Genomic DNA, 24,228 nt, shown 5'->3' with positions numbered 1-24,228 from the left:
CTCGCCAGCGACGTACCACTCGAGAAGTCAACCCAGAAGGAGTAGCCCCCAGTGGCTGAGATCTACTACGACGACGACGCCGACCTGTCCCTGATCCAGGGCAAGAACGTGGCCGTCATCGGCTACGGCAGCCAGGGGCACGCCCACGCCCTCAACCTGCGCGACTCCGGCGTCGACGTCCGCGTCGGCCTGGCCGCGGGCTCGAAGAGCCGCGCCAAGGCGGAGGAGGAGGGCCTGCGGGTCCTCGACGTCGCCGCGGCGGTCGAGGAGGCCGACGTCGTCGTCATCCTCACGCCCGACCAGGTGCAGCGCCACGTCTACGCCGAGTCCATCCAGCCCCACCTCGCCGCGGGCGACACGCTGGTCTTCGGCCACGGCTTCAACATCCGCTACGGCTACATCACCGCGCCCGAGGGCGTGGACGTGATCCTCGTGGCCCCGAAGGCGCCGGGCCACACGGTGCGCCGCGAGTACGTCGCGGGCCGCGGCATCCCGGACATCATCGCCGTCGAGCAGGACGCCTCGGGCGCGGCCTGGGACCTGGCGAAGTCCTACGCGAAGGCCATCGGCGGCACGCGCGCGGGCGTCATCAAGACCACCTTCACCGAGGAGACCGAGACCGACCTGTTCGGTGAGCAGGCCGTGCTCTGCGGTGGCGTCTCGCACCTCGTGCAGGCGGGCTTCGAGACCCTGACGGAGGCGGGCTACCAGCCGGAGATCGCCTACTTCGAGGTGCTCCACGAGCTCAAGCTGATCGTCGACCTCATGTGGGAGGGCGGCATCGCGAAGCAGCGGTGGAGCGTCTCCGACACGGCGGAGTACGGCGACTACGTCTCCGGTCCGCGCGTCGTCGACGCCGGCACGAAGGAGCGGATGCAGGGCATCCTCGCCGACATCCAGGACGGCACCTTCGCCAAGCGCTTCATCGGCGACCAGGACAACGGCGGCGAGGAGTTCCAGCGCCTGCGCGAGGAGGAGGCCGGCCACCCGATCGAGAAGACGGGCAAGGAGCTGCGCGCCCACTTCTCGTGGCAGCAGGCCGACGCCGACTACACGGAGGGCTCGGCCGCGCGCTGACCCCCTGAGCGGTACGACGAGGCCCCCGGGACCGAGCGGTCCCGGGGGCCTCGTGCGTCCGGTGGGTCTCCGGTCGGGGCCTCACTTCACCTCGGAGCGCCGCAGCAGGAGCAGGCCGACGGCGAGCGGGAGGACCAGCCAGGGCACGGAGGCCGTCGCCAGGTGCGCCCACTCCTGGCCGGTCGGCCAGTCCTCGAACAGCGCCGTCTGCGCGTAGTTGAAGTCCAGCCACGGCTGCAGGTCCGCCCACCAGTCCTGGTAGGCGGCCAGGGTGTAGCTGAGGGTGCTCAGCACGAACGAGTAGACGAAGTACCCGACGATCGCTGCCGGGGAGCTGCGCAGCAGCACGCCGAGCATGAAGCCGACGGCCATGCCGAGCAGGTTGGCGATGACGATCGAGGTGAACTGGGCGACGGTCACGTCCCACACGGGGTCGATGCCCGCGATGGCGGAGCCGACCAGGGTCCCGACCGCACCGACGCCGAGGGCGACCACCATGGAGACCACGCCCACGACGACGGCCACCGCCGCCTTCGCCCCGATGACGCGACCGCGCTGCGGCACCATCGTGAACGTGGTGAGCCCGCTGCGCTGGCTCCACTCGCTGGTCACGGAGAGGATGGCGAGCACCGGCAGGATGATCGCCATGGGTGTGCCGATCGCGCCGGCGAACTGGCCGTAGTCGAGGTCGGCCTGCGGTGCGAACGCGATGACCGCGCCGGTCGCCACGAGCGCGAGCAGCACGATGCTCGCGCACAGCCACAGTCCCGCCCGCGTGTCGAAGGTCTTGCGGGCCTCGACGACCACGAGGCGACCGAACGAGATGCGGCGCAGGTCGGGCCGCGCCGCCCGTCCCGGGCGGGCCGGTCCGGCCGGTCGGACCGGGTGGGTCGAGGTGGTGGTGGGGGCGCCCGTCGGAGCGGCCCCGGCGTCGACGGTCGTGCTCATGCCGCCATCCCTCCGGCCGTCGCGACGCGGGTCTCCCGCTGGGTGTCGGCGGTGAGCTGGAGGAACATGTCCTCCAGCCCGGTGCCGCCCGCGGGCTGGAGCCGGGCGAGCGGTACCCCGGCCTGGTGCGCCAGGCGCCCGACCTCGGGTGCGTCCGCCTCGACGCGCAGCGACCCGTCGTCCTGGCGGGTCACGGCCAGTCCGGCTCCGGCGCAGGCCCGCACGAGCGTGGCCGCGTCCGCCGTCTCCACGGGAGCCACGACGGTGCCGGCGCGCTCGAGGAGCGACGCCTTGGTGCCCTCGGCGACGATCCGGCCCCGGCCGATGACGACGAGGTCGTCGGCGATGACCTCGATCTCGTGGAGCAGGTGGCTGGAGAGGAGGACGGTGCCGCCGTCTGCCGCGAACCCGCGCAGCAGGTCGCGCATCCACCGGATGCCGGCCGGGTCGAGCCCGTTCGCCGGCTCGTCGAGCACGAGCACCTCGGGCTCGCCGACCAGGGCGACCGCGATGCCCAGCCGCTGACGCATCCCCAGGGAGTAGTTGCGCACCCGGCGGTCGGCCTCGTCCTCCGTGAGGGAGACCAGGTCGAGCATGGCCGTGGCCCGGCTGCGGGGCAGGCCGGCGGTCATGGCGGCGATGGTGAGGATCTCGCGCCCGGTGCGTCCCGCGTGCTGGGCGGAGGCATCGAGGAGCACGCCGACCTCGCGCGGCGGGTTCGGCAGGTCGGCGTACGCCGCGCCGCAGATCCGCGCGGTGCCCGAGGTCGGGGGTGTGAGGCCCACCATCATCCGCATGGTCGTGGACTTCCCGGCGCCGTTGGGGCCGAGGAATCCGGTGACACGACCGGGGCGGGCGGTGAGGCTCACGTCGTCGACGGCGCGGTGCGCGCCGTACGTCTTGGTCAGTCCGTTGACGTCGATCATGGTCCTGAGCCTCGCCCGGCCCGACGGGCGGGCGCATCGGGGTCGGACCCTGGGGCGACCCTGGCCCACCCCCGGGACGGCACTGGGCGGGGGCGGGGAATGCAGCCGTCCTCCTCGGGGTTGGGGGCGGCGTGCGTATCGAGATCTGGTCTGACGTCGTGTGTCCCTGGTGCTTCATCGGCAAGCGTCGGATGGAGTCCGCCCTGGCGGCCTTCCCCCACGCCGACGAGGTCGAGGTGGTCTACCGCTCCTTCGAGCTGGACCCCTCGGCGCCGCGGAACGGCACGGAGCGCACCGTGGACGCGCTGACCCGGAAGTACGGCCCCCAGGCACCGCAGATGATGGCCCAGGTCGACGGCATCGCCCGCGAGGAGGGCCTGGACTTCCACCAGGACCGCACGGTGCACGGCAACACGGTCGACGCCCACCGGCTGCTCCACCTCGCCCTCGCCGAGGGCGGTCCGGCCCGACAGGTCGAGGTCAAGGAGGCGTTCCTGTCGGCGTACTTCGAGCACGCGCGGAACCTCTCCGACCCGGCCGAGCTGCGCGCCGTCGCCGTCGAGGCGGGCATGGCCCCCGAGCGCGTCGACCAGGTGCTGGCGAGCGACGAGTACGCCGACGCGGTCGCCGCCGACGTGCAGCAGGCGCGCGCGTTCGGGGCCACGGGGGTGCCGTTCTTCGTGGTCGACCGCGCCTTCGGGCTCTCGGGCGCGCAGTCGGTCGAGGTGTTCACGCAGGTGCTCGAGCGGGCCTGGGCCCAGTCGCACCCTGCGCTCGTGCAGGTCGGTGGCGACGACGCGGAGGCGTGCGGTCCGGACGGTTGCGCCGTGCCGCAGGCCTGACGCTCGCCGGCCCCGCTCCGGTCACCCCGGGCGGGACGGCGTCAGGCGGCTGCGCAGCACCCGCCAGGCCCACCGGAGGCGCGCGGGTCGTGCGACGAGGCGGCGGACCACGCGGGCGACGTCGCGGATGCGGGCGAGGAGGAGCGCGAGCGCGCCGATCGGGCGGGCGTCGAGACGGACGTCGAAGCGCTCCAGCGCGGTGGGGGAGACCCGGATGCCGTGGACGGCGTTGACGAGGTTGTCCCCGTGGATGTGCTGGATCCACATCGGTGGCCCCTCCAGCTGCCGCACCGGGGCGACCTCGCCGGCCCGGGGGTGCCGCACGGCGTAGACGGTGGTGGCGTCTGCCCGCCGCTCGGTGCGGGTGAGGAACGCGTTCGACGGATCGCGCAGGCGGTGGACCGTGCCCTCCGCCGTCACCTGGAGGCCCGAGGCGAAGTTCAGGAACTCCTCGGTCGGCCGGAGCGCCGCGCGCGTGCGGGCGACGAAGTCCCGGGCGAGCGCGTCGTCGTTGTCGAGCCGCGTGGTCGCCACCCAGGGCCCGTCGCTGTGGCGACGGACGTGCTCGGCGTAGACCGACATCGGCACCTCGCCGGGCAGCCAGACGGGCTCGAACGTCCCGTCCCCCAGCTCGTGCGCGAGGTCGCGCAGCCAGGTCGGGCTGCTGCTGTCGAAGAAGACGAGCCAGCCGGTGGGCGGCTCGGTCTGGCCGACGACGGAGGGCAGGCAGACCCGGGTGAAGTGACGGACCCGCTCCCGCAGCCAGGGGTCGCCCGCGGTGCGCCCCCGGCGCTTCACGTTGAACCTCGTCAGCAGGAGCAGGTCGATGGGCGCGGCGAGGCGGGAATGGGGCTCGATCACCCGAGCACCATATATAAATGCGCATCACCAGATGGTCATCGCGGCGCGATCCGCGTCAGCAGCCGCCCCAGGTCGCGCGCCGTCGCGAGGGTGACCGTCAGGCGGTGGCGTGCGCCCTCCGCCTCGCTGACCTCGACCCAGGTCGTCGCGCCACCGACCGGCCGCATCACCTGCACCACGAGGTGGGCGGGTTCCTCCTCGAACTCGGTCGGCACGGCCCCGTGGGCGATGAAGCCGGCCAGGGTCGCGCTCGCGCCGCGGTGCACGCGGTCGTCGGGATGGTCCTCCTGGCGGTGCTCCGCCGCGCACCAGTGCGGGCAGGGCTCCCTGAGCCAGGTCGGTCGTTCGTCGTGCATCGGCAACCCCCGTCGTCGGACTGCTCGGAACCTAGGCGCCACCACCGACGACCTCGCCCGCGCGGCAGGGCGTCCTCCACAGGTCCGCGGTGTGATTCCGAGATTCACATATATTGATGGTCGTAGCGAGGTGGCCGCGCGGCGATGGTGGAGAGGTGATGGAAGACGAGTGGAAGACGTTCTCCCGCGAGGTGGGCGTCCGGCTGCAGCAGGCGCGCCAGCGCAAGGGCCTCAGCCAGGAGCGGGTGGCCCACCTGGCCGGTGTCGCGGGGTTCACCTACCAGAAGTTCGAGAAGGGCGAGTCGCGCCCCGGGGTCGCCATGAACCCTCGCCTGCAGACGCTGCTCGCGGTCTGCGAGGTGCTCGAGATCGACGTGGCGACCCTGTTGGAGGGCGCGCCCCGGCTGACCTGAGCGCGCGCGCCCCGGGGAGCTGGTCGGTCGGACGTGGTCATGCGAAGGCTGCTCCTGGCGTCGACGGCGGTCCGGGTCCTGCGGAGCCGTCACCATTTATAGATGGACACCAAAGGGTGGTCAAGCACCTGTGGCGTGTCCCGCACGACCACGACCTCGGTCGGTGGGTGCGACGGATCTTGGCAAATTCTTGCCGGTCAGGTGAGGCGAACCTAAGTCCGCAGGTCTAGAGTCAGCGCTCGTGCTTGCCAGCTACCTCATCGGTCTGCGCGAGGGACTCGAGGCCGCGCTCGTCGTGAGCGTCCTCGTGGCCTACCTCGTCAAGACCGGCCGTGCCTCCCTGCTCTGGAAGATCTGGGCGGGCGTCGGCCTCGCCGTGGCCGTCAGCCTCGCGTTCGGGGCGGTCCTCACCTTCGGGCCCCGGGGCCTCACCTTCGAGGCGCAGGAGGCGATCGGCGGCAGCCTCTCGATCGTCGCCGTCTGCTTCGTGACCTGGATGATCTTCTGGATGGCGGGCAACGCCCGCTCCCTCGCCGGTGAGCTGCGCGGCCAGATCGACTCCGCGGCGGGCGGGAACCCGCTGGCCCTCGTCGTCATCGCCGTCCTCGCCGTCGGTCGGGAGGGGCTCGAGACGGCCCTCATCGTCTGGTCGACCACCCGCTCGGTCACGGGGACGGGCACCGTCGACGGTCTGCCGACGTGGGAACCCCTCGCGGGTGTGGCGCTGGGCCTCGCGACCGCCGTGGTGCTGGGCGTGCTCATCTACCGGGGCGCCGTCACGCTCAACCTGACCGTCTTCTTCACGTGGACGGGCGCCTTCCTCGTGCTCGTCGCCGGCGGTGTGCTCGCCTACGGCGTCCACGACCTCCAGGAGGCGCGCTTCCTGCCCGGTCTCCACAGCCTCGCGTGGGACGTCACGAGCTGGTACGACGCCAGCTCCGTCTACGCCGCCGTCCTCAAGGGCATCTTCAACTTCTCGCCGCAGACGACGTGGCTCGAGGCGACCGTCTGGGTCCTCTACGTCGTCCCGGTGATGTTCCTCTTCCTCCGCGCCGTCCGTCGGCGCCCGACCGGTGCCGTCCGCCCGGCCGACCCCACTCCCACGAAGGAAACCGCATGATCCGCCTCCTCTCGACCCGTCGCGGCCGTGCGCCGCTGGCCGTGCTCGCCCTCGCGCCGCTCGCGCTCGCAGCCGCCTGCACCGAGAACGCCGACCCGGGCGACAGCGGGGACCCCCGGGTGCTGGCCGTGGCCTCCTCCGCCGACGGCTGCGAGCTCTCCTCGACCGAGGCGCCGGCGGGCACGCTCACCTTCGACGTGACCAACGCGGGTGACGACGTCACCGAGTTCTACCTGCTCGACTCGGACGGCCTGCGCATCCTGGGCGAGGTCGAGAACGTCGCGCCCAACACCAGCGCGAAGCTGACCGTCAACGTCGCGGCCGGTGACTACGTGACGGCCTGCAAGCCGGGCATGGTCGGGGACGGCATCCGCGGCGACTTCACGGTCGCCGCCTCCGACGACGGCTCCGCACCCTCCGCCTCGGACGCCGAGCTCGTGGAGCAGGCGCAGACCAACTACGCGGCGTACGTCGAGGACCAGGCCGACCAGCTGCTCACCGGCACCACCGAGTTCGCGGCCCTCGTGAAGGCGCGGGACGACGAGGCCGCGCGTGCCCTGTACCCGCAGGCCCGGCAGCACTGGGAGCGGATCGAGACCGTGGCCGAGTCGTTCGGCACGCTCGACCCCGAGATGGACCTGCGCGAGGCGGACCTCGAGCCCGGCCAGGAGTGGACCGGCTGGCACGTCCTGGAGAAGGACCTCTGGCCCGAGGACGCCACGGACTACACCCCGCTCACCGACGAGCAGCGCGCCACGCTCGCGGACAAGCTGGTCGCCGACACCGAGACCCTGGTCGAGCTCGTGAACGCGCCCGACATGACCTACCCGATCGACTTCATCGCCAACGGATCCCGGGGCCTGCTCGACGAGGTCGCGACCGGCAAGATCACCGGTGAGGAGGAGGCCTGGTCGCACACCGACCTGTGGGACTTCCAGGCCAACGTCGACGGGGCACGGGTGGCCTACGAGGGCGTGCGCCCGATCGTGCTCGAGAACGACGCCGACCTGGCGGCCGAGCTCGACGAGGAGTTCGCCGACCTCCAGACGCTGCTCGACGCCCAGCGGGAGGGCGACGGCTTCGTCTCCTACGACACCGTGGGCGAGGACCAGCGCGGCGAGCTGTCCGACGCGGTCAACGCCCTGTCCGAGCCGCTCTCGCGGCTGACTGCCGCCGTCGTCGCGTGAGCGGCGGCCTCTCGCGGCGCGGGCTCCTCGGCGGGGGGCTCGCGGCGGGGGGCGTCGCGCTGGCCGCCGGTGGGTACGCCGCGGCTCGCCTCGGCGAGGACGCGGCGGCCGGCGGGGGCGAGCCCGCGTCGTACCCCTTCCGGGGCCAGCGCCAGGCCGGGATCGTCACCGCGGCGCAGGACCGCCTGCACTTCGCGGCGTTCGACGTCGTCACCGACGACCGTGACGAGCTGGTCGAGCTCCTGCGCCTCTGGACGGACGCGGCCGAGCGCATGGTGCAGGGGCAGTCCGCGGGGCCGGTCGGCGCCGTCAACGGTGCCCAGAACCTGCCGCCGGACGACACGGGGGAGGCCCTCGACCTGCCGCCGTCCCGGCTCACGCTGACGATCGGGTTCGGGCCCGGGCTCTTCGAGCACCCCGAGCTCGGCGACCGGTTCGGGTTGTCCGACCGTCGGCCCGAGGCGCTCGCGGACCTGCCGCACTTCCCGGCGGACGTGCTCGACCCGGCGCGCTCGGGGGGCGACCTCTGCGTGCAGGCGTGCGCCGACGACCCGCAGGTCGCCGTGCACGCCGTGCGCAACCTGGCGCGGATCGGGTTCGGGACCGTCTCGGTGCGGTGGTCCCAGCTCGGCTTCGGGCGCACGTCGACGACCACGACGAGCCAGTCGACGCCGCGGAACCTGTTCGGGTTCAAGGACGGCACGATGAACGTCCGCGCGGAGGAGACCGCTGCGCTCGACGAGCACGTGTGGGTGGGGGCCGACGACGACGCCGCGGGCGGTTGGCTCGCCGGTGGCAGCTACCTCGTCGCGCGGCGCATCGCCATGACCATCGAGGTCTGGGACCGGCAGCAGCTGGGCGAGCAGGAGCAGTCGATCGGTCGCTTCAAGGGCTCCGGCGGGCCGCTGTCCGGCGGCGCGGAGGACGCACAGCCCGACTTCGACCTGCAGGGCAGCGACGGCCCGATCATGCCCGTGGACTCCCATGTCGCGGTGGTGCACCCCGACCGCTTCGGCGGTGCCAGGATGCTCCGGCGCGGCTACAACTTCGTCGACGGCAGCACCGACGTGGGTGGCCTGGACGCGGGCCTGTTCTTCATCGCGTTCGTGCGCGACCCCCGCACGCACTTCATCCCGCTCCAGACCGAGATGGCGCGCAACGACCGGCTGATGGAGTACCTGCGCTTCACCTCCTCCGCACTGTTCGCCGTGCCCCCGGGGGTGCGCGAGGGCGAGTTCGTCGGGCAGGCGCTCTTCGCCTGAGTTGTTGCCAGCCCACGGCTGGGCTCGTGGGGGCTCGTGCGACTCCCGGCTCGCCCTGGGGGCCGGAAGAGTGCGGTTGGTGCGCTCCCGGCGGCGCGCGGCCTGCACCAGGCGCACATTTCGCCTCCGTCGGACGCGGTGGGTGCTGCTCGGGGCTGGTGCCGGGGTTGGCCAGTGGGGGGTCGTGGGAGCTCGTCCCGGCTCGTGCGGGCTCGATCCGGGGGCTCCCGGCTCGCCCCGGGGGCCGGAAGAGTGCGGTTGGTGCGCTTCCGGCGGCGCGCGGCCCGCACCAGGCGCACATTTCGCCCCCGACGGACGCGGTGGGTGCTGCTCGGGGCCGGTGCCGGGGCTGGCCGGTGGGGGCTCGTGCGAGCTCGTCCCGGCTCGTGCGGGCTCGATCCGGGGGCTCCCGGCTCGCCCTGGGGGCCGGAAGAGTGCGGTTGGTGCGCTCCCGGCGGCGCGCGGCCCGCACCAGGCGCACATTTCGCCTCCGACGGCCGCGGCGGGCACTCCGCACAGCCGACCCCGGGCTCCCCCCGTTATCCACAGGTCGGCCGGGGACGGCTTCCGCCGAGGCCCCGTTCCCGCCACCCTGGAACGGCGGCCGGAGAGCGGTCGCCCGAGATGACCAGGGGGAGACATGAGGAGTGAGGGACTGCAGTTCCGTGGTGCCGACGAGGCCCTGGACGCCGTCGACGCGATCGTCGCGGGCGCGGCGGCCGAGGCTCGTCGCGCGGAGCAGTACGCGGCGGCCGTGGACGCGTTGCGCGTGCACGGCCGCCCGGCCGACGGCAGCGACGTGACCGTCACGCTCGACCACGCCGGCGGCCTGATGGACCTGGCCGTCGGGGAGCGGGTCGCCGCGCAGGGCGGCGCGGCGGTGGCGAGGTCGGTGCTCGCGGCCAACGCGACGGCACGACGTCGACTGCCCGCGATGCTCGGCGGGCTGGCGCGGGAGGCGTTCGGTGCCGACTCCCGCACGACGGCCCACGTCGCTGAGCACGCCGCGCGCATGTTCGGGTCCCCGGCTGGCCGTGTCGCCACGGACGAGCACCGTGACGCGGCTGCGGCGGGGGTGCTGCGATGAGCGTCCTGGGCATGGATCCCGGCGCCCTGCGGCTCCACGCCGCCCGGGTCGACGTGCTGGCCGGCGAGCCCCGCTCGGCCCTCGAGGCGGCGCGGGCCACCGCGGCCGACCACGACGCGTTCGGCGTGCTCTGCTCCTTCCTCGTCCCCGTCCTGGCGGGCACGCAGACGACGGGGATCGCCGCGTGCGCGACGACGGTCGGGTCGCTGGCGACGGCGGCGACCGAGGTCCGGGCGGTCGCGACGGGCGTCGAGGTCACGGACGTCACCGTCGCGGCGACGGCGACCGGGATCGGCCGCGTCGTCGACGCGGTCCGCGACCGGGCCTGGCCGGCAGCGGTCGGCGCGGGCGAGGCGGTCGTCGACGCCACCCGCGAGGCGGGCGAGGAGGCTGCGCGGTGGGGCGTCCGGCAGACGGCCGGCGTCATCGCCGGGACGGCCCGGTGGATCGAGCGGCTCGAAGAGGCGGGTCCCTCCGCTCCGCTGCCCGTCGGGGTGCCGGTGCCCGGGGCGGGGGTGGCCCCGTGAGTGTCGAGGTGGTGGAGGAGGACGACACCCGCACGTGGCACACCGGCGGGGCCGTCGTCGACACCCTGGCGTCCACGGCGGAGGCCCTCGAGCGGGGCGACTGGGCCGAGGCCGGCCTGCTGACGCTGTGCAGCGTCTCCGAGGTGGGCGACCTGCTCAGCGACCCCGTCGGGGCGCTGGTGGGCGCGGGCATCGGCTTCCTCCTCGAGCGCATCGAGCCCCTGCACCAGTTCCTCGACCACCTCGCCGGCAACCCCGACGCGGTGCTGGCGCAGGCGGCGACCTGGGACGCGGTGGCGCGGGGGCTCGCAGCGACGGCGGCGGACTACGAGGGCGAGGTGACGACCGTGACGGCGGACTGGGAGGGGGCGGCGGCAGCGGCGTACTCGACCTACGGGCGCGCCCGCAGCCTCGCCGTGCACGCGTGCTCGGTGGCCGCCACGGGCGTGGCCGCCTCCGTGCAGCTCGCCAGCTCGCTCGTCGCCGGTGTGCGGCAGGTGGTGCGCGAGACCATCGCGGAGATCGTCGCCTGGCTCCTGCCCATGGCGCCGGTGCTGATCTCCGGCGTGGGCACCGGACCCACCCTGGTCAGCCTGGGCATGCGGGTGCGCTCGGCCGTCCAGCGCATCGGCGAGCTCGCCCAGCGCCTGATCGCCTCGGTGCGCGGTCTCGGCGAGCGGCTGCAGGAGGTCGGTGCGCACCTCGACGAGGTCGCCGCCGCGGTCACCGAGGGCGGTCGGGCGCTCCAGGTCGTGGCCGCGCCCGCCAGCCGGGTCGAGACGGTGGTGGCCGGCGGGGTCCGCCATGCGGCGGGGTACGACGACGCGCCGTACGGGGTGGGGGTGCCGGCCTGAACGGTGCCCGGGTGGGACGGGAGGGACGGGGCGGGGTGGAGCGGTGCGCCTCGGCTCAGGCCACCAGCACCGTGCCCTCGCCGCCGCGCCGCGCGCCCGTGTCCTCGTCGGCGCCACCGGTGACGCGGTCCCACGCCGCGGCGAGACGCTGGACGGCGAGGTCGAGCTCGTGGGGCGGCCGCGTCCACGGCAGGCGCACGAAGTGGTCGAGGCCGCCCCCGGTCGCGAACTGCGGTCCGGCGGCGATGGCCACGCCGAGGCGTTCCGCCTCGTCGGCGAGGCGGCTGGCGACGGGGACCGGCAGCTCGCACCACAGCACGAGACCGCCGCGCGGCACCTCGAAGCGCCACGCGGGGAGGTGGCGTCGCAGCGCGGCGACGAGGTGGTCCCGCTGGGCTCGCATGCGCTCCCGCTGGGCGTCCTCCGCGGTGGGGTCCGCGAGCAGGCGGGCCAGCACGAGCTGCTCCAGCACGGGGGCGCCGAGGTCGAGGCCCAGGCGGGCCTCGACCGTCGCGGCCACGGATGCGCTGGGCAGCCGCATCCAGCCGAGGCGGAGCCCGCCCCACAGCACCTTGCTGGCGCTGCCGACGCTGACGGCGTCAGGGGCGAAGGTGGCGAACGCCGGCGGCAGGTCGGCGGCAGCGAGGTCGAGCCGGAGGTGGCGCAGCGACTCGTCGACGAGGGGCACCACGTGGGCCCGGCGCAGGGTCTCGGCGAGGCGCTCCCGGTCGGCGGTGCCGAGGAGGTGACCGGTGGGGTTCTGGAAGTCGGGGATGACGTAGGCGACCCGCGGTGCCGCCTGGCGGACGGCCGCGACGTAGGCGTCGAGGTCCCAACCCTCCCGTCCCACGGGGGCGGTGGCGATCCGGGCGCCGGCCCGCCGCAGGGCGTGCACCGCGTTGGGGTAGACCGGGTTGTCCACGAGCGCCCGGTCGCCGGTGCGCAGCAGCGCCGTGGCGGCGATGGCGGTCCCGGCCAGGGCGCCCGCCGTGACGACGACCTGGTCCGGCGTGGTCGGCAGTCCGTCGGCCTCGTAGCGCGCCGCGATCGCCTCGGCGAGCTGGGGCAACGCCGTCGGGAAGTACCCGTGTCCGCCGAGGTAGCCCGGCAGCTCGTCCGCCGCCGCGGCGTACGCCTCCGCGATCCCCGGTGGCGCCGGGCAGGCGGCGCAGACGAGGTCGACGAGGTCGTCGTCCCCCGAGACACCGAGACCACCGGCGTCACCGCGTCCGTCGGCTCGCGGCACGGCGCGGGTCGGTCGCGGCGTCAGCGCCCGGTCCCGGGCGCGTGCGGGCCCGCCCGGCACCTGGGCGAAGGTGCCGGCGCCGCGGCGGGCGGCGGCGTACCCCTGCTCGACGAGGAGGGCGTAGGCCCGCGTCACCGTGGTGCGCGAGACGGCGAGCACGCCCGTGAGGTCGCGCTCGCTCGGCAACCGCGCGCCGTAGGGCACGCGTCCGTCGCCGATCGCGAGGCGCAGGGCGGCGGCGAGCCCCTCGTACGCCGGCGAGCGGTCGAATCCCGCGACGAGAGTGGCTACGCGTGAGGCGGTCACGGTGGGGCTCATGCAGGCCACCATCCCAGAAGTGGCTATAGAAGTGAAGGCCAATGATCGAGCAGAGTGCAGGCATGAGCACGCCCCTCGCCTCCCGGACCCTCCAGGACCTCGGCCCCGTCGCGCAGCTGCGCGCCGGGCACCTGCCACGCCGGCTCGTGCAGATGACCGTCGGGCTCGTCTGCTACGGCGTGTCGCTGGGGCTCATGGTCGGCGGCGCGGTCGGGCTGGCGCCGTGGGACGTCCTCCACTCCGGCATCGCCACGCACGTGCCGCTGACCCTGGGCCAGGTGCTGATCCTGGCCAGCTTCGTGGTGCTGCTGGCCTGGATCCCGTTGCGGGAGCGACCGGGCCTGGCGACCCTCGCCAACCCGTTCGTCCTCGGCCTCAGCGCCGACGCCACGATCGCCCTGGTCGGCCAGGTGGACGGCCTGCTCGACCGGGTCGCCCTCATGGTGGGCGGCGTGCTGCTGTGCGGGTTCGCGTCGGCGCTCTACATCGGCGCCCAGCTCGGCCGGGGGCCGCGAGACGGGCTGATGACCGGGCTCGCGCGGCGGACCGGGCTCTCCCTGCGGCTGGTCCGCACCGGCCTCGAGGTGGCGGTCGTGCTCGGTGGCCTCGCCCTCGGGGGGATCGTCGGGGTGGGCACGCTGCTCTACGCGCTGGCCATCGGTCCGCTGACCCAGGCGATGCTCCCGCTCTTCACCGTCGACCTGCGGGCACCGCGGGCCGTGGTGCCCGGTGCGTCAGCGCCGGGTCGCGACGACGGCTGAGGCGTCGGAGGCCACCATCACCTCGACCGCGGTGAACCGCTCGTCGGTGAGCCACTGCTCGCGCAGGACGTCGACGCGGCCGTAGGTGATGGGCGGCCACATCTCGCACGGCACGAAGTCGTCGAGCACGACGATCCCGCCGGGCTCCACGAGGTCGGCGATCTTGTCGACCGCCACCGAGGCCGGGTCCCCGGAGTCGAGGAACAGCAGCGAGAAGGGTCCCTTCCCGCCGAGGGTCGACCAGTCGGCGGCCAGCACCTCGACCTGGGGGTCGTCGACGAAGATCTCGGCGGCCGCGTCGGCGAGCCGCTCGTCGAGCTCGGCGGTCAGGATGTGTGCGTCGCCCTGCATGCCGCTGCGCAGCCAGGCCGTGCCGACCCCGCAGCCGGTGCCGAACTCGGCCATGACGCCGCTGCGGGTCGCCGCGAGCATCGCGAGCAGCCGCCCCGTCTCGTTGCGGCAGAAGGAGACGTAGCCCGCCCGCCGCGACACGTCGAAGGCTCGGGTGACGACGTCGGGCAGCTCGGGCGGGGCACTCACGGGAACGAGTCTGCCATTCCGGTCATCCCGTCTCAGATGGTGAGCGGTTCGCCGCAGGGTCTCCCGCCGGCTGCGGGTGCGGCGTACCTTCGACCCACTATGCGGAGCGTGATCGTACTTATCGTTCGCCGCGGCGAGGCCCACTGAAGGTGAGGCCACCTCGCCGCGGTGTTCGGCGTTGTGCTCCCTCCGGCCTCATCGGATCCCCGCATCCGCTCCTCGCTCCCACCCCTGAGCCAGCGCACGCGATGCGGGCACGACGCCCCGCGGCGGCGCACGGCACCTCACGCGTGATCCGCTGAACCGCTCGAGTCCTCCTGGTGATCCCGGTCCGGACGCAGCCCCGCCGAGGGGCGTCGCACACGCAGCGCAGCTGCAACCCGCACCGACCGACACTCATCACCCCCGGCGACCGCCCGGTCCCGGCGACCAGAGGAGACGACCATGTACGACATGTATCCCGAGTGGGGACCCGCCAGCCACGACCCGCAGAACCCCCACAGCCGTGAGGCCCTGCAGGCGTCGCTCGACCTGCGGGACACCCGCGGCGACCGTCCCGACGACAACTAGGCTCACCCGCCATGACCGACTCCTCCACGACGTCCGCCGCTCCCGGCTCGCTGAAGCTCGCCGTCATCCCCGGCGACGGCATCGGCCAGGAGGTGACCGCCGAGGCCCTCAAGGTGCTCGAGGTCGCCGCCCCGGCCGGTGTGAAGTTCGAGCCCACCCGCTACGACCTGGGTGCGGAGCGCTACCTCGCGACCGGCGAGGTGCTCCCGGACGGAGTGCTGGAGGAGATCCGCGCGCACGACGCGATCCTGCTCGGAGCCGTCGGCGGCAAGCCCGGTGACCCCAACCTGCCGCCCGGTCTCCTCGAGCGTGGTCTGCTGCTGCGCCTGCGGTTCGAGCTCGACCACTACGTGAACCTCCGACCCTCGCGGATCTTCCCCGGCGTGACCTCGCCGCTGGCCGCCCCGGGCGACGTCGACTTCGTCGTCGTCCGCGAAGGCACCGAGGGTCCCTACACGGGCAACGGCGGCGCCATCCGCGTCGGCACGCCCGCCGAGACCGCCACCGAGGTCTCGATCACCACCGCGTTCGGTGTCGAGCGCGTCGTCCGCGACGCCTTCGCCCGGGCCGAGCGCCGCCCGCGCAAGAAGCTCACGCTCATCCACAAGACGAACGTGCTGACCTACGGCGGCGCGGTGTGGAGCCGCATCGTGAAGGAGGTCGGCGCCGAGCACCCCGACGTGACCGTCGACTACCTGCACATCGACGCCGCCACCATCTTCATGACGACCGACCCGTCGCGCTTCGACGTGATCGTCACCGACAACCTGTTCGGCGACATCATCACGGACCTCGCCGCTGCCGTGACCGGCGGCATCGGCCTGGCCGCGTCCGGCAACGTGAACCCGGACCGCACCACCCCGTCCATGTTCGAGCCCGTCCACGGCTCCGCGCCCGACATCGCGGGCCAGCAGAAGGCCGACCCCACGGCGGCGATCCTGTCCGCCGCGCTGCTGCTCGACCACCTCGGGCACCACGCCGCTGCCGCGACGATCGAGGAGGCCGTGATCGCGGACCTCGCCGGTCGCGCGGGCGCCGAGCCGCGCCGTACGGCTGCGGTCGGCGACGCCATCGCCGCACGAGTAGCCGGGTGAGCCCCGCTCCCTGACGACTCGTCACGACGCCGGGCACCCCGCGGGTGTGCCCGGCGTCGTCGCATTTCCCGGCGCCCACCGACCTGCCACCGACCTGCCACGACCCCCGAGGAGTGGACTACCGTGCCCCCCATGCAGATCAGCACCACCCCCAACCCGACCCCCGTCGACGACGCGCGTCTCGCCGAGATCCTGGCGGCGCCGGGGTTCGGCACCTACTTCACCGACCACATGCTCACGGTGGAGTGGACGCCCGAGGAGGGGTGGCACGCGGGCCGCATCACGCCCTACGGCCCGCTCACGCTCGACCCCGCCACGGCGGTGCTGCACTACGCCCAGGAGATCTTCGAGGGCATGAAGGCCTACCGCCACGCGGACGGCTCCGTGTGGCTGTTCCGGCCCGAGGCCAACGCGGAGCGCATGGCCCGCTCCTCGGCGCGCCTCGCGCTGCCGGTGCTCGACCCCGCCGACTTCGTCGCGACGGTCGACGCACTGGTGCGGGCCGACGAGCGCTGGGTGCCGGACGCCGAGGGGGAGAAGAGCCTCTACCTGCGGCCGTTCATGTTCGCCTCGGAGACGTTCCTCGGGGTGCGGCCCTCGCAGCACGTCACCTACATGGTCATCGCCTCACCGGCGGGGGCCTACTTCAAGGGCGGCGTGAAGCCCGTCAGCCTGTGGCTGACGGAGGAGTACACCCGCGCCGGCCGGGGCGGCATGGGGGCGGCGAAGACGGGCGGCAACTACGCCAGCTCCCTCGTCGCCCAGCAGGAGGCCTCGGCGCACGGCTGCGACCAGGTGGTCTTCCTCGACGCGCAGGAGGGGCGGTACGTCGAGGAGCTCGGCGGCATGAACATGTACTTCGTGCACGCCGACGGCAGCATCTCCACGCCGGAGACGGGCACCATCCTCGAGGGCATCACCCGCAGCTCCATCATCGAGCTCGCCGGCAAGCTGGGCCACCAGGTCCGCGAGCGGAAGTTCACGATCGACGAGTGGCGCGACGGTGTGACCAGCGGCGACATCGTCGAGGTCTTCGCCTGCGGCACGGCCGCGGTGGTCACCCCCGTCGGGTCGCTGAAGTGGGCCGGTGGCGATGTGCCGTCCGCCACGGGTGACGCGGAGGGCGGCCCGGTCACGACGATGATCCGCCAGGCGCTCGTGGACATCCAGTACGGCCGCGCCGAGGACACGTTCGGCTGGATGCACCGCGTCGTCTGACGCGACCGACGATGGAGCCCTGGCCCCTCGCCGTCCCGGGTCCGTTCGACGGCGAGCGCGGCGGGGTCCGTGCCCGCTGGCTCGACCTGCCCGGCACGGTGGTCGGCACCTGGACCTTCGGTGTCGGCGCAGCGGACGAGCCGCCGCACCTCGCGGGCATCACGCACCTCGCCGAGCACCTGCTCTTCCGCACGATCGGGGACGTCGGTCACCGGGCCAACGGCGCCACCGGCCCCGACACCGTCACCTTCTACACGGGCGGCACGCCGCAGGAGGTCGCCACCTTCCTCGAGGCCGTCGCCGGTGCGGTGCGGGACTGCCGGTTCACGCCCGAGGACCTCGTCCGCGAGCTCCACGTGATCCGTGCGGAGCGACCCGGCGGCGACGCGGCCGATCCCGGGCTCCTCACCTACCGCTACGGGCTCGGCGGCCTCGGTGTGACGGGCGCCGGTTGGCCGGCGCTCCCGTCGATCACGGTCGGCGAGGTGCGGGACTGGGTGCGGCACTGGTTCGTCGCGGGCAACGCCGTGCTGACCTCGACGGCACCCCTGCCCGTGGACCTCGCGGGCGGCCTGCCCGCGGGGCAGCGCCCGCGTCGTGCCGTCCCGGAGCCGCTGGTGCGGGTGCCGACCCTGGTCGAGTCGCCGAAGAACGGGGTGGCCGCGTCGTTGCTGGTGCCGAGCGCGCACGCGGTGGTGCTCCTGGAGTGCCTCGAGCGCGAGCTGCACGACGAGCTGCGCGGCGCGCGGGCCCTCGTCTACACCGTGAACGGCCACGTGACTCCCGTCGGTGCCGCCGAGGCGCAGCTCGACCTGGTGCTGGACCCCGTCGTCGACGACGTCGCGGCCACTGTCGACGGCGTCGTCGCCACGCTGCGCCGCCTGGCCGGGGAGGGGATCCGCGCCGACGTGCTGACGGAGGCCGTGGCGACGATCGCCGCCCGCCGTCGCTGGTGGTCCGACCCGGTCGACCAGCTCGACGCCTGGGCGGAGGCGACGCTCATGGGGCGCGACGCCCCCCGGACCCCTGACGCCGAGGTCGAGCACGCCCGCAGCGCCACGGCGGAGGGCCTGTCCCGCACCCTCGCGGCGGCGCTGCGGACGCTGGTCGTGGCGCACGAGCAGGGCCCGGACCTGACGTCCCGAGCCTCGGCCCTGGGTCTCGAGGTCGACGACGGGCTGCCGTGGCAGGTGGCCCCGCGGACGCACGTCGTCCCGCGGTCGGTGCGGTGGCACCGGGGCAGGGGAGAGGCCCGTGGTGCCCGCATGGCCGTCGACGGCGCCGACCTGTGGGGGCGGGTCGGTGGCGACCTGCGGTGGCTGCCGCTCGCGGACCTGGTCGTCGTCGCCCGGGACGCCTCCGGTGCGGTCCAGCTCGTCGACCGGAGGGGCCGGGGGTGGGGCATCGACCCGGCGGAGTGGCGGCGGGGCGACGAGCTCGTCGGCGCGGTGCTGGCCGGCGCCTCGCGCGCCGTGGTGCGCGACGCGACGTGGCCCGACCGGGGCCGGGCCGCGTTCGCGCGCGGGTCGGAGGGTCGTTCCTAGTGCCGCACCCGATCATGTTCGACGACGCCGACCCGTGGCTCGGGCGGCTGCGCGAGGTCGCGCTGGCCTACCCGCGGGCGGAGGAGGTCGTCTCCCACGGCCGTCCGACCTTCCGCGTCGGGAAGATCTTCTGCCTCTTCGGCAGCGAGGAGAAGCTCGCCGACGGGTCGCGCCGCCCGCACCCGGCGGCGGTCGTGGTGAAGGCCGAGCCGTCCGAGCTGGCGGCCTGGGACGAGGACGGACGGTTCTTCCTCCCGCGCTACTGGGCCTCGTCCGGCTGGCGGGGGATCGACCTCGACACCGGCCGGATCGACCTCGACGAGGTGGCCGAGCTGGTGGACGCGTCGTACCGGCTGGTCGCCCCGAAGGGCGCGCTCGCCGAGCTGGACGCGCGCGGCTGAGCGGTTCGCGGCGCGCGGCGCGGGTACATTCGCTGCCGTGCCGACCACCGCCTCCGACCCGCAGCGCCCGCCCGCCGGGCTGCGCGTGGGGGAGTACCGGCTGCTGACCCGCCTCGGCGAGGGCGGCATGGGGGTCGTGCACCTGGCCCAGAAACCCGGGGGTCCGCGGGTCGCGCTCAAGGTGCTGCGGCCCCACGTCGTGGGTGACGACGAGGCCCGGGCGCGGCTCGCGCGCGAGGTGAACTCGCTGAGCCGCGTGCGCAGCCGTCGGGTGGCCGAGATCATGGACGCCGACCCCTGGGCGGAGATCCCCTTCGTCGCGACGCGCTACGTGCCCGGCCTCAGCCTCCACGACCACGTGCAGGAGGAGGGTGCGATCGACGAGCGCGACATCGTGCACGTCGCCTCCGAGCTGTGCGCCGCCCTCGACGCGGTGCACCGCGTCGGCGTGCTGCACCGCGACGTCAAGCCGTCGAACGTGCTCATGGAGGGCCGCAACCCGATCCTCATCGACTTCGGGCTCGCCCGCGTGGCGGACGACCCGCGCCTGACCCACACGGGCTGGCTGCTCGGCACCCCGGGCTACCTCGCGCCGGAGATCCTGCACGGCGAGGACGCCTCGCCGGCCGCCGACGTGCACGCGCTGGCCTCGACCATCGCCTTCGCCGCCCTGGGGCGCGCTCCGTTCGGGCGCGGCCCGGCGATGGCGGTCATGGACCGGGTACGCCGCGGGGAGCACGACCTCGAGGGCGTGCCGGCCCGGCTGCGCGGGCCCCTCGAGCGCGCCCTCGACCCGGACCCCCGCCGGCGCCCCACCCTGACCGAGCTCCGCGCCTGGATCGACCCGGACAGCCTCGACGGCGCGACCCGGGCCCGTGCGGCGCTGGTGGGTGCAGCGGGGTCGGAGGGGGCGGACCAGGTGGACCAGGTGGACCAGGCCGGCGCGGCCACCGCCGTGCTCCCGACCATCGACGACACGCCCGCCGCCGCGCCCCCGGCCGCTGCGCCGCTGGAGGGCGGCACCCGGATCATGCCGCCGGAGCGCGAGCCCTACCAGCAGCCGCCCCCGCCGCCGCGACCCGTGGCGCCCCCGGTGCGGCAGCCGGTGCGGCAGCCGGTGCAGCAGCCGGTGCAGCAGCCCTACCCGCCGGCCCGCCCGGTGCCGCAGCAGGTCCCGCAGCAGGTCCCGCAGCGCGCGGCGTACCCGCCGCCGTGGCAGGAGCCGACACCGCGCCGGGGCGCGGGCGCGCGCTTCCGCTCGGGCGTGCTCGTCCTGCTCCTCGGCGGTGCCGTCACCGCCGCGGGCATGCTCGCGCCGTGGGTGACGGCGGGTGTCGTGGCGGCGCTCGTCTGCGTGCTCCGCGCCCTGTCGCTCGGTGCGAGCACGCGGCGCGAGCGTCGGGAGCGCCGCGGACGGGCGCACTGGAGCGACGGGCCCCTGGCGGTGGTGGGGTTCCCGTGGTTCTTCCTGCTCTCGTTCCTGGGCTCGGTCGCGCTCGTGCTCTGGGGGGTGCTGCTCGCGCTCAGCGCGGGGCTCCTGGCCCTCGCGCTGGGCCTCACCACCACGGTCTGCCTGGCGATCGGCGCCGGCGTGCTCGCGGTCGCGCTGTGGACCGGGCCCGGCAGCTCCCGGCTGCGGGGACCCGTGCACGCCGTCGTCGACCCCGTGGCCGACTCCGCGCTGCTGTGGCTGGTGTTCGCCGCGCTCCTCGCGGCGGTCGCCGGCGGGACGGCGCTCGCCGCCGACGCCCAGGGCGTGTCCTGGGCCCCCGCCCAGGACGCCCCCGACGCGCCGCCCGCCCCGGACGCGCTCTGGGACGACGTGCGCGACGCCGTGCTCTTCTGGCGCTGACACGCCCCGTGGACGCTGGCGCGGATCGCGCGGGCCGTGCCACACTGGCCCGGTGCACCGTGCTGTCGTCGCTGGTCTGATCGGCATTACGTAGCGCGTCCGGAGCTCCGGGCGCGCCGACCTCTCGTTCACCCGAGGGGTTTTTTTGTGCCCGGGACCCGCCGGGACGGTGCGTCGGAGTCCGTCCTCACCCCCGTCGTACTCCCGATGAGAAGGATCCCCGATGAGCCTCGCCGAGCAGCCCCTCGACCTCCAGGGTGCGTTCCACGTCTACGACACGACGCTCCGTGACGGCGCGCAGCAGGAGGGGCTCAACCTCTCCGTCGGCGACAAGCTCGCCATCGCGCGGCTGATCGACGAGCTGGGGGTGGGGTACGTCGAGGGCGGGTGGCCCGGCGCGAACCCGAAGGACACCGAGTTCTTCCGCCGGGCCCGCACCGAGCTCGACCTCAAGCACGCGCGCCTGGCGGCCTTCGGGTCGACGCGCCGCGCCGGCGTCGCGGCCGCCGACGACCCGCTGGTCGCGGCCCTGCGCGACTCGGGGGCGGGCACGGCCTGCCTCGTCGCCAAGTCGCACGACCGCCACGTCGAGCTGGCGCTGCGCACGACGTTGGCGGAGAACCTCGCGATGGTGCGCGACACGGTGGCCCACCTGCGGTCCGAGGGGCTCGAGGTCTTCGTCGACGCGGAGCACTTCTTCGACGGCTTCCGCCGCAACCGCTCCTACGCCCTCGACGTGCTCGGGGCGGCGTTCGAGGCGGGCGCGGAGCTGGTGGCGCTGTGCGACACCAACGGCGGCATGCTGCCGCCGTGGGTGGGCGAGATCGTCGCGGACGTCGTCGCGACGACCGGGGGCCGGGTCGGCATCCACGCCCACAACGACACGGGCTGCGCGGTCGCGAACTCGGTCGCCGCGGTGCAGGCCGGTGCGACGCACGTGCAGGGCTGCATCAACGGGTACGGCGAGCGCACCGGCAACGCCGACCTGGTCGCCGTGGTCGCCGCGCTGGAGCTGAAGCTGGAGCGCCCGGTGCTGCCGGCGGGTGCGCTCGCCGAGGCCACCCGCATCGCGCACGCCGTCGCCGAGGTGACGAACGTCCCGCCCGCGTCCCGCCAGCCGTACGTCGGCACGTCCGCCTTCGCCCACAAGGCGGGTCTGCACGCGAGCGCGATCAAGGTCGACCCCGACCTCTACCAGCACATGGACCCCGCCGGCGTGGGCAACGACATGCGCCTGCTGGTCTCCGACATGGCCGGCCGCGCCTCGATCGAGCTGAAGGGCCGGGAGCTCGGCTACGACCTGTCGGTCGACAGCCCCGAGGGCAAGGAGCTGGTCACCCGCGTCACCGAGCGCGTGAAGATCCTCGAGTCGCGCGGCTACACCTTCGAGGCGGCCGACGCCTCCTTCGAGCTCCTGCTGGTCGAGGAGGTCAGCGGTCGCCGGCCGGCCTACGTGGACGTCGAGTCGTGGCGCGTCATCACGGAGAGCCGGTCCGGGGGAGAGGCGCTGTCCGAGGCGACGGTGAAGCTGCACGCCGACGGGACGCGCATCGTGGTGACGGGCGAGGGCAACGGCCCGGTGAACGCCCTCGACCAGGCGCTGCGGACCGCGATGGGACAGGCCTACCCGGAGGTCGGTCGGTTCCGCCTCATCGACTACAAGGTGCGGATCCTCGACCAGGGGCTGGGCACCGACGCCATCACCCGCGTGCTCATCGAGACCAGCGACGGCGAGTCCTCGTGGGTCACGGTGGGGGTCGGTGCCAACGTCGTCGAGGCCTCGTGGGGGGCGCTGCTCGACGGCGTGACCTTCGGGCTGCACCGCGGGGGCGTGCGCCCGGTCGGGTGAGCCGGGGCGTGTCGCAGCCCCGCCTGCGCGCGCGGGTCCACCAGGGGGCTGGCAGGATGCGCGCATGACCCTCTTCGGTGCCCACGAACCCGAGCGAGAGCCCAACCCCGAGGTCTTCGGCGTCGACGCGCAGGCGTCGCCCGGGTGGCTCTCGCAGGAGGGCCTGGCGGAGACCCGTGGGCGCGTGCCGATCCTCTACGTCGAGGCCGTCCCCGTGCGGGTCGACCACCTGGGCCAGGTGGAGAAGGTCGGTCTGCTCCTGCGCGGCTCGATGGACGGTCGCATGTCGCGCAGCTTCGTCTCCGGGCGCGTGCTGCTCGGCGAGACGGTGCGGCGCGCCCTGCTGCGCAACCTCGAGAAGGACCTGGGGCCGGCGGCGTTCCCGCGCATCCCGGCGAGCCCGGTGCCGTTCACGGTGGCCGAGTACCTCCCGCTCCCGGGCGTGACCCCCCTCCACGACCCGCGCCAGCACGCGGTGTCGCTGGTCTACGTCGTGTCGGTGACCGGCGACTGCCAGCCGCGCCAGGACGCGCTGGAGCTGACGTGGCTGACGCCGGCGGAGGCCTCGGCCCCCGAGGTGCTCGCCGACATGGAGGGCGGCCGGGGCGTGCTGCTCACGCAGGCGCTCGCCCACCTCAACGCGTTGGGCTGACCCCCACGACGCGGCTGGCCACGTCGATCCAGGCGGCCGTGAGCCGCTCCAGGGGCAGGTGCTGCACCTCGAGCTGGGCGCGCAGCAGCGGCACCTCCAGCGGCGCGAGCACGGCGGCGGCGAGCAGGGGCAGGTCGCCCTCGACGCCGAGCTCGGCGAGCAGGTGGCGCACGTGCAGCAGGCCGAAGCTGTACGCCGCGTGCGAGCGCCCGCCGCCCGCGGCCTCGAGCAGGTCGATGCGCTGGACGCTCTCCTGGAAGCGGGCGACCCCGAACGCGATGAGCCGCTCGTAGGGCGGAGCGCCGGGACCCAGCGGTGGCTCGCCCCGCATGACGCGCGCCTGGAACTCGGCCTCCGACCCGTCGAGCACCGCGGCCATGAGGCCGGCGCGGTTGCCGAAGCGCCGGAAGATCGTGCCCTTGCCGACGCACGCCTCGGCGGCGAGCCGGTCCATCGTCACGGCGGAGGCGCCCTCCTCGGCGACCATCCGCGCCGCGGTGCAGAGCAGCGCGTCCCGGTTGCGCGCCGCGTCCGACCGCACGCGCGGCGTGCCCGCCATGGGCAGGAGCGCCAGGGCGGGGTCGGGGTGCCCGGTGGGCGCGGAGTGCGGGGTCACGGGGCCAAGGGTAGACGACAGGGCGTGATGCGGACTATGGTCCGGAATGCAATCGGACCGTGGTCCGTTCACTGTGTCCGACCGTACCCACCGACTCCGCGTCCCCC

At 74.3% G+C, this 24,228-nt stretch carries 25 protein-coding genes; 18 read left to right on the top strand and 7 right to left on the bottom strand.

Translation table 11 applies throughout. The features are described 5' to 3' along the window. Nucleotides 1-51: 51 nt before the first annotated feature. Complete coding sequence (gene ilvC / locus G3T38_RS17920) at nt 52-1,077, top strand: ketol-acid reductoisomerase (protein ID WP_163773822.1); 1,026 nt, start codon at nt 52-54, stop codon at nt 1,075-1,077. A gap of 81 nt (nt 1,078-1,158) precedes the next feature. Here ilvC and G3T38_RS17915 read toward each other — a convergent pair whose 3' ends face one another. Continuing rightward, nucleotides 1,159-2,025, bottom strand: a complete 867-nt coding sequence (locus G3T38_RS17915) for an ABC transporter permease subunit (RefSeq protein WP_163773821.1) — start codon at nt 2,023-2,025, stop codon at nt 1,159-1,161. Further along, nucleotides 2,022-2,951 (bottom strand): ABC transporter ATP-binding protein, encoded by a 930-nt coding sequence (locus G3T38_RS17910; RefSeq protein ID WP_163773820.1) that lies wholly within the window; start codon nt 2,949-2,951, stop codon nt 2,022-2,024. Before G3T38_RS17910 ends, G3T38_RS17915 begins: the two co-directional genes overlap by 4 nt. Nucleotides 2,952-3,082: 131 nt before the next feature. Here G3T38_RS17910 and G3T38_RS17905 point away from each other — a divergent pair, with 131 nt between their 5' ends. After that, entirely contained in the window at nt 3,083-3,793 is a 711-nt protein-coding gene (locus G3T38_RS17905) for a DsbA family protein (protein WP_163773819.1), read from the top strand. Between the two features lie 21 nt (nt 3,794-3,814). Here the strand turns inward: G3T38_RS17905 and G3T38_RS17900 are convergent, their stop codons facing one another. Further along, on the bottom strand, nt 3,815-4,654 hold the full coding sequence (locus tag G3T38_RS17900) for a glycosyltransferase (RefSeq protein WP_163773818.1): 840 nt from the start codon (nt 4,652-4,654) through the stop codon (nt 3,815-3,817). A 35-nt stretch (nt 4,655-4,689) separates the two neighbouring features. Continuing rightward, nucleotides 4,690-5,010 (bottom strand): DUF6907 domain-containing protein, encoded by a 321-nt coding sequence (locus tag G3T38_RS17895; protein ID WP_163773817.1) that lies wholly within the window; start codon nt 5,008-5,010, stop codon nt 4,690-4,692. Nucleotides 5,011-5,168: 158 nt separating this feature from the next. Here G3T38_RS17895 and G3T38_RS17890 point away from each other — a divergent pair, with 158 nt between their 5' ends. The 7 genes from G3T38_RS17890 (at nt 5,169) to G3T38_RS17860 (ending at nt 11,460) form a co-directional block, all read left to right on the top strand. Then, on the top strand, nt 5,169-5,423 hold the full coding sequence (locus G3T38_RS17890) for a helix-turn-helix domain-containing protein (RefSeq protein ID WP_163773816.1): 255 nt from the start codon (nt 5,169-5,171) through the stop codon (nt 5,421-5,423). A gap of 241 nt (nt 5,424-5,664) precedes the next feature. Then, nucleotides 5,665-6,543 carry an iron uptake transporter permease EfeU gene (efeU, locus tag G3T38_RS17885; protein WP_163773814.1) on the top strand — a complete coding sequence of 293 codons (879 nt, stop codon included), beginning with the start codon at nt 5,665-5,667 and terminating at the stop codon, nt 6,541-6,543. Then, entirely contained in the window at nt 6,540-7,730 is a 1,191-nt protein-coding gene (efeO, locus tag G3T38_RS21235) for an iron uptake system protein EfeO (RefSeq protein ID WP_163773812.1), read from the top strand. Before efeU ends, efeO begins: the two co-directional genes overlap by 4 nt. After that, a complete protein-coding gene (gene efeB, locus G3T38_RS17875) occupies nt 7,727-8,992 on the top strand; it encodes an iron uptake transporter deferrochelatase/peroxidase subunit (protein ID WP_163773810.1) in 1,266 nt (421 codons plus the stop codon). The genes efeO and efeB overlap by 4 nt, the downstream gene beginning before the upstream one ends. Before the next feature lie 640 nt (nt 8,993-9,632). After that, entirely contained in the window at nt 9,633-10,079 is a 447-nt protein-coding gene (locus G3T38_RS17870; RefSeq protein ID WP_163773809.1) for a hypothetical protein, read from the top strand. Continuing rightward, nucleotides 10,076-10,606: a hypothetical protein gene (locus G3T38_RS17865; protein ID WP_163773807.1), complete on the top strand. Its 531-nt coding sequence runs from the start codon at nt 10,076-10,078 to the stop codon at nt 10,604-10,606. The genes G3T38_RS17870 and G3T38_RS17865 overlap by 4 nt, the downstream gene beginning before the upstream one ends. Beyond that, the gene (locus G3T38_RS17860; protein ID WP_163773805.1) at nt 10,603-11,460 is read left to right on the top strand and encodes a hypothetical protein; all 858 of its coding nucleotides are present in this window, start codon (nt 10,603-10,605) and stop codon (nt 11,458-11,460) included. Before G3T38_RS17865 ends, G3T38_RS17860 begins: the two co-directional genes overlap by 4 nt. A gap of 55 nt (nt 11,461-11,515) precedes the next feature. Here the strand turns inward: G3T38_RS17860 and yczR are convergent, their stop codons facing one another. Further along, nucleotides 11,516-13,012 carry a MocR-like transcription factor YczR gene (gene yczR / locus G3T38_RS17855; protein ID WP_338037747.1) on the bottom strand — a complete coding sequence of 499 codons (1,497 nt, stop codon included), beginning with the start codon at nt 13,010-13,012 and terminating at the stop codon, nt 11,516-11,518. A gap of 74 nt (nt 13,013-13,086) precedes the next feature. Here yczR and yczE point away from each other — a divergent pair, with 74 nt between their 5' ends. Continuing rightward, on the top strand, nt 13,087-13,785 hold the full coding sequence (yczE, locus tag G3T38_RS17850; protein WP_163773801.1) for a membrane protein YczE: 699 nt from the start codon (nt 13,087-13,089) through the stop codon (nt 13,783-13,785). On the opposite strand, the gene G3T38_RS17845 is transcribed toward yczE, so the two are convergent. After that, complete coding sequence (locus G3T38_RS17845; RefSeq protein WP_163773798.1) at nt 13,759-14,325, bottom strand: class I SAM-dependent methyltransferase; 567 nt, start codon at nt 14,323-14,325, stop codon at nt 13,759-13,761. The two genes, yczE and G3T38_RS17845, sit on opposite strands and share 27 nt — an antisense overlap. Before the next feature lie 444 nt (nt 14,326-14,769). On the opposite strand from G3T38_RS17845, the gene G3T38_RS22380 reads away from it, so the two are divergent. From G3T38_RS22380 to G3T38_RS17810, 8 genes are all read left to right on the top strand, one after another. Beyond that, complete coding sequence (locus G3T38_RS22380; protein WP_275940957.1) at nt 14,770-14,895, top strand: hypothetical protein; 126 nt, start codon at nt 14,770-14,772, stop codon at nt 14,893-14,895. A gap of 11 nt (nt 14,896-14,906) precedes the next feature. After that, nucleotides 14,907-15,989 (top strand): 3-isopropylmalate dehydrogenase, encoded by a 1,083-nt coding sequence (locus G3T38_RS17840; RefSeq protein WP_163773796.1) that lies wholly within the window; start codon nt 14,907-14,909, stop codon nt 15,987-15,989. Nucleotides 15,990-16,121: 132 nt separating this feature from the next. Continuing rightward, the gene (locus G3T38_RS17835; protein ID WP_163773794.1) at nt 16,122-17,207 is read left to right on the top strand and encodes a branched-chain amino acid aminotransferase; all 1,086 of its coding nucleotides are present in this window, start codon (nt 16,122-16,124) and stop codon (nt 17,205-17,207) included. An 11-nt stretch (nt 17,208-17,218) separates the two neighbouring features. Continuing rightward, entirely contained in the window at nt 17,219-18,751 is a 1,533-nt protein-coding gene (locus G3T38_RS17830) for a M16 family metallopeptidase (RefSeq protein WP_163773792.1), read from the top strand. After that, entirely contained in the window at nt 18,751-19,152 is a 402-nt protein-coding gene (locus G3T38_RS17825; protein WP_163773790.1) for an MmcQ/YjbR family DNA-binding protein, read from the top strand. Before G3T38_RS17830 ends, G3T38_RS17825 begins: the two co-directional genes overlap by 1 nt. Nucleotides 19,153-19,189: 37 nt before the next feature. Continuing rightward, the gene (locus G3T38_RS17820; protein ID WP_163773788.1) at nt 19,190-21,004 is read left to right on the top strand and encodes a protein kinase domain-containing protein; all 1,815 of its coding nucleotides are present in this window, start codon (nt 19,190-19,192) and stop codon (nt 21,002-21,004) included. A gap of 223 nt (nt 21,005-21,227) precedes the next feature. After that, nucleotides 21,228-22,853, top strand: a complete 1,626-nt coding sequence (gene cimA / locus G3T38_RS17815; RefSeq protein ID WP_163773786.1) for a citramalate synthase — start codon at nt 21,228-21,230, stop codon at nt 22,851-22,853. 64 nt (nt 22,854-22,917) lie between these two features. Continuing rightward, complete coding sequence (locus tag G3T38_RS17810; protein WP_163773784.1) at nt 22,918-23,505, top strand: NUDIX hydrolase family protein; 588 nt, start codon at nt 22,918-22,920, stop codon at nt 23,503-23,505. Here the strand turns inward: G3T38_RS17810 and G3T38_RS17805 are convergent. Continuing rightward, nucleotides 23,489-24,121, bottom strand: a complete 633-nt coding sequence (locus G3T38_RS17805; protein ID WP_338037746.1) for a TetR/AcrR family transcriptional regulator — start codon at nt 24,119-24,121, stop codon at nt 23,489-23,491. The two genes, G3T38_RS17810 and G3T38_RS17805, sit on opposite strands and share 17 nt — an antisense overlap. Between the last annotated feature and the right edge of the window lie 107 nt (nt 24,122-24,228).

It is taken from the genome of Nocardioides zeae, assembly GCF_010686755.1.
GTDB lineage: Bacteria > Actinomycetota > Actinomycetes > Propionibacteriales > Nocardioidaceae > Nocardioides > Nocardioides zeae.
The sequence above is the reverse complement of the archived record's forward strand: the minus strand, read 5'-3'. Positions and strand labels throughout refer to the sequence as shown.

Coding starts and splice junctions, on each gene's coding strand:
- G3T38_RS17915 (WP_163773821.1), bottom strand. CDS start 2,025: ATGAGCACGACCGTCGACGCCGGGGCCGCTCCGACGGGCGCCCCCACC.
- G3T38_RS17910 (WP_163773820.1), bottom strand. CDS start 2,951: ATGATCGACGTCAACGGACTGACCAAGACGTACGGCGCGCACCGCGCC.
- G3T38_RS17895 (WP_163773817.1), bottom strand. CDS start 5,010: ATGCACGACGAACGACCGACCTGGCTCAGGGAGCCCTGCCCGCACTGG.
- G3T38_RS17890 (WP_163773816.1), top strand. CDS start 5,169: ATGGAAGACGAGTGGAAGACGTTCTCCCGCGAGGTGGGCGTCCGGCTG.
- efeO (WP_163773812.1), top strand. CDS start 6,540: ATGATCCGCCTCCTCTCGACCCGTCGCGGCCGTGCGCCGCTGGCCGTG.
- G3T38_RS17870 (WP_163773809.1), top strand. CDS start 9,633: ATGAGGAGTGAGGGACTGCAGTTCCGTGGTGCCGACGAGGCCCTGGAC.
- G3T38_RS17865 (WP_163773807.1), top strand. CDS start 10,076: ATGAGCGTCCTGGGCATGGATCCCGGCGCCCTGCGGCTCCACGCCGCC.
- yczE (WP_163773801.1), top strand. CDS start 13,087: ATGAGCACGCCCCTCGCCTCCCGGACCCTCCAGGACCTCGGCCCCGTC.
- G3T38_RS22380 (WP_275940957.1), top strand. CDS start 14,770: ATGTACGACATGTATCCCGAGTGGGGACCCGCCAGCCACGACCCGCAG.
- G3T38_RS17840 (WP_163773796.1), top strand. CDS start 14,907: ATGACCGACTCCTCCACGACGTCCGCCGCTCCCGGCTCGCTGAAGCTC.
- G3T38_RS17835 (WP_163773794.1), top strand. CDS start 16,122: ATGCAGATCAGCACCACCCCCAACCCGACCCCCGTCGACGACGCGCGT.
- G3T38_RS17830 (WP_163773792.1), top strand. CDS start 17,219: ATGGAGCCCTGGCCCCTCGCCGTCCCGGGTCCGTTCGACGGCGAGCGC.
- cimA (WP_163773786.1), top strand. CDS start 21,228: ATGAGCCTCGCCGAGCAGCCCCTCGACCTCCAGGGTGCGTTCCACGTC.
- G3T38_RS17810 (WP_163773784.1), top strand. CDS start 22,918: ATGACCCTCTTCGGTGCCCACGAACCCGAGCGAGAGCCCAACCCCGAG.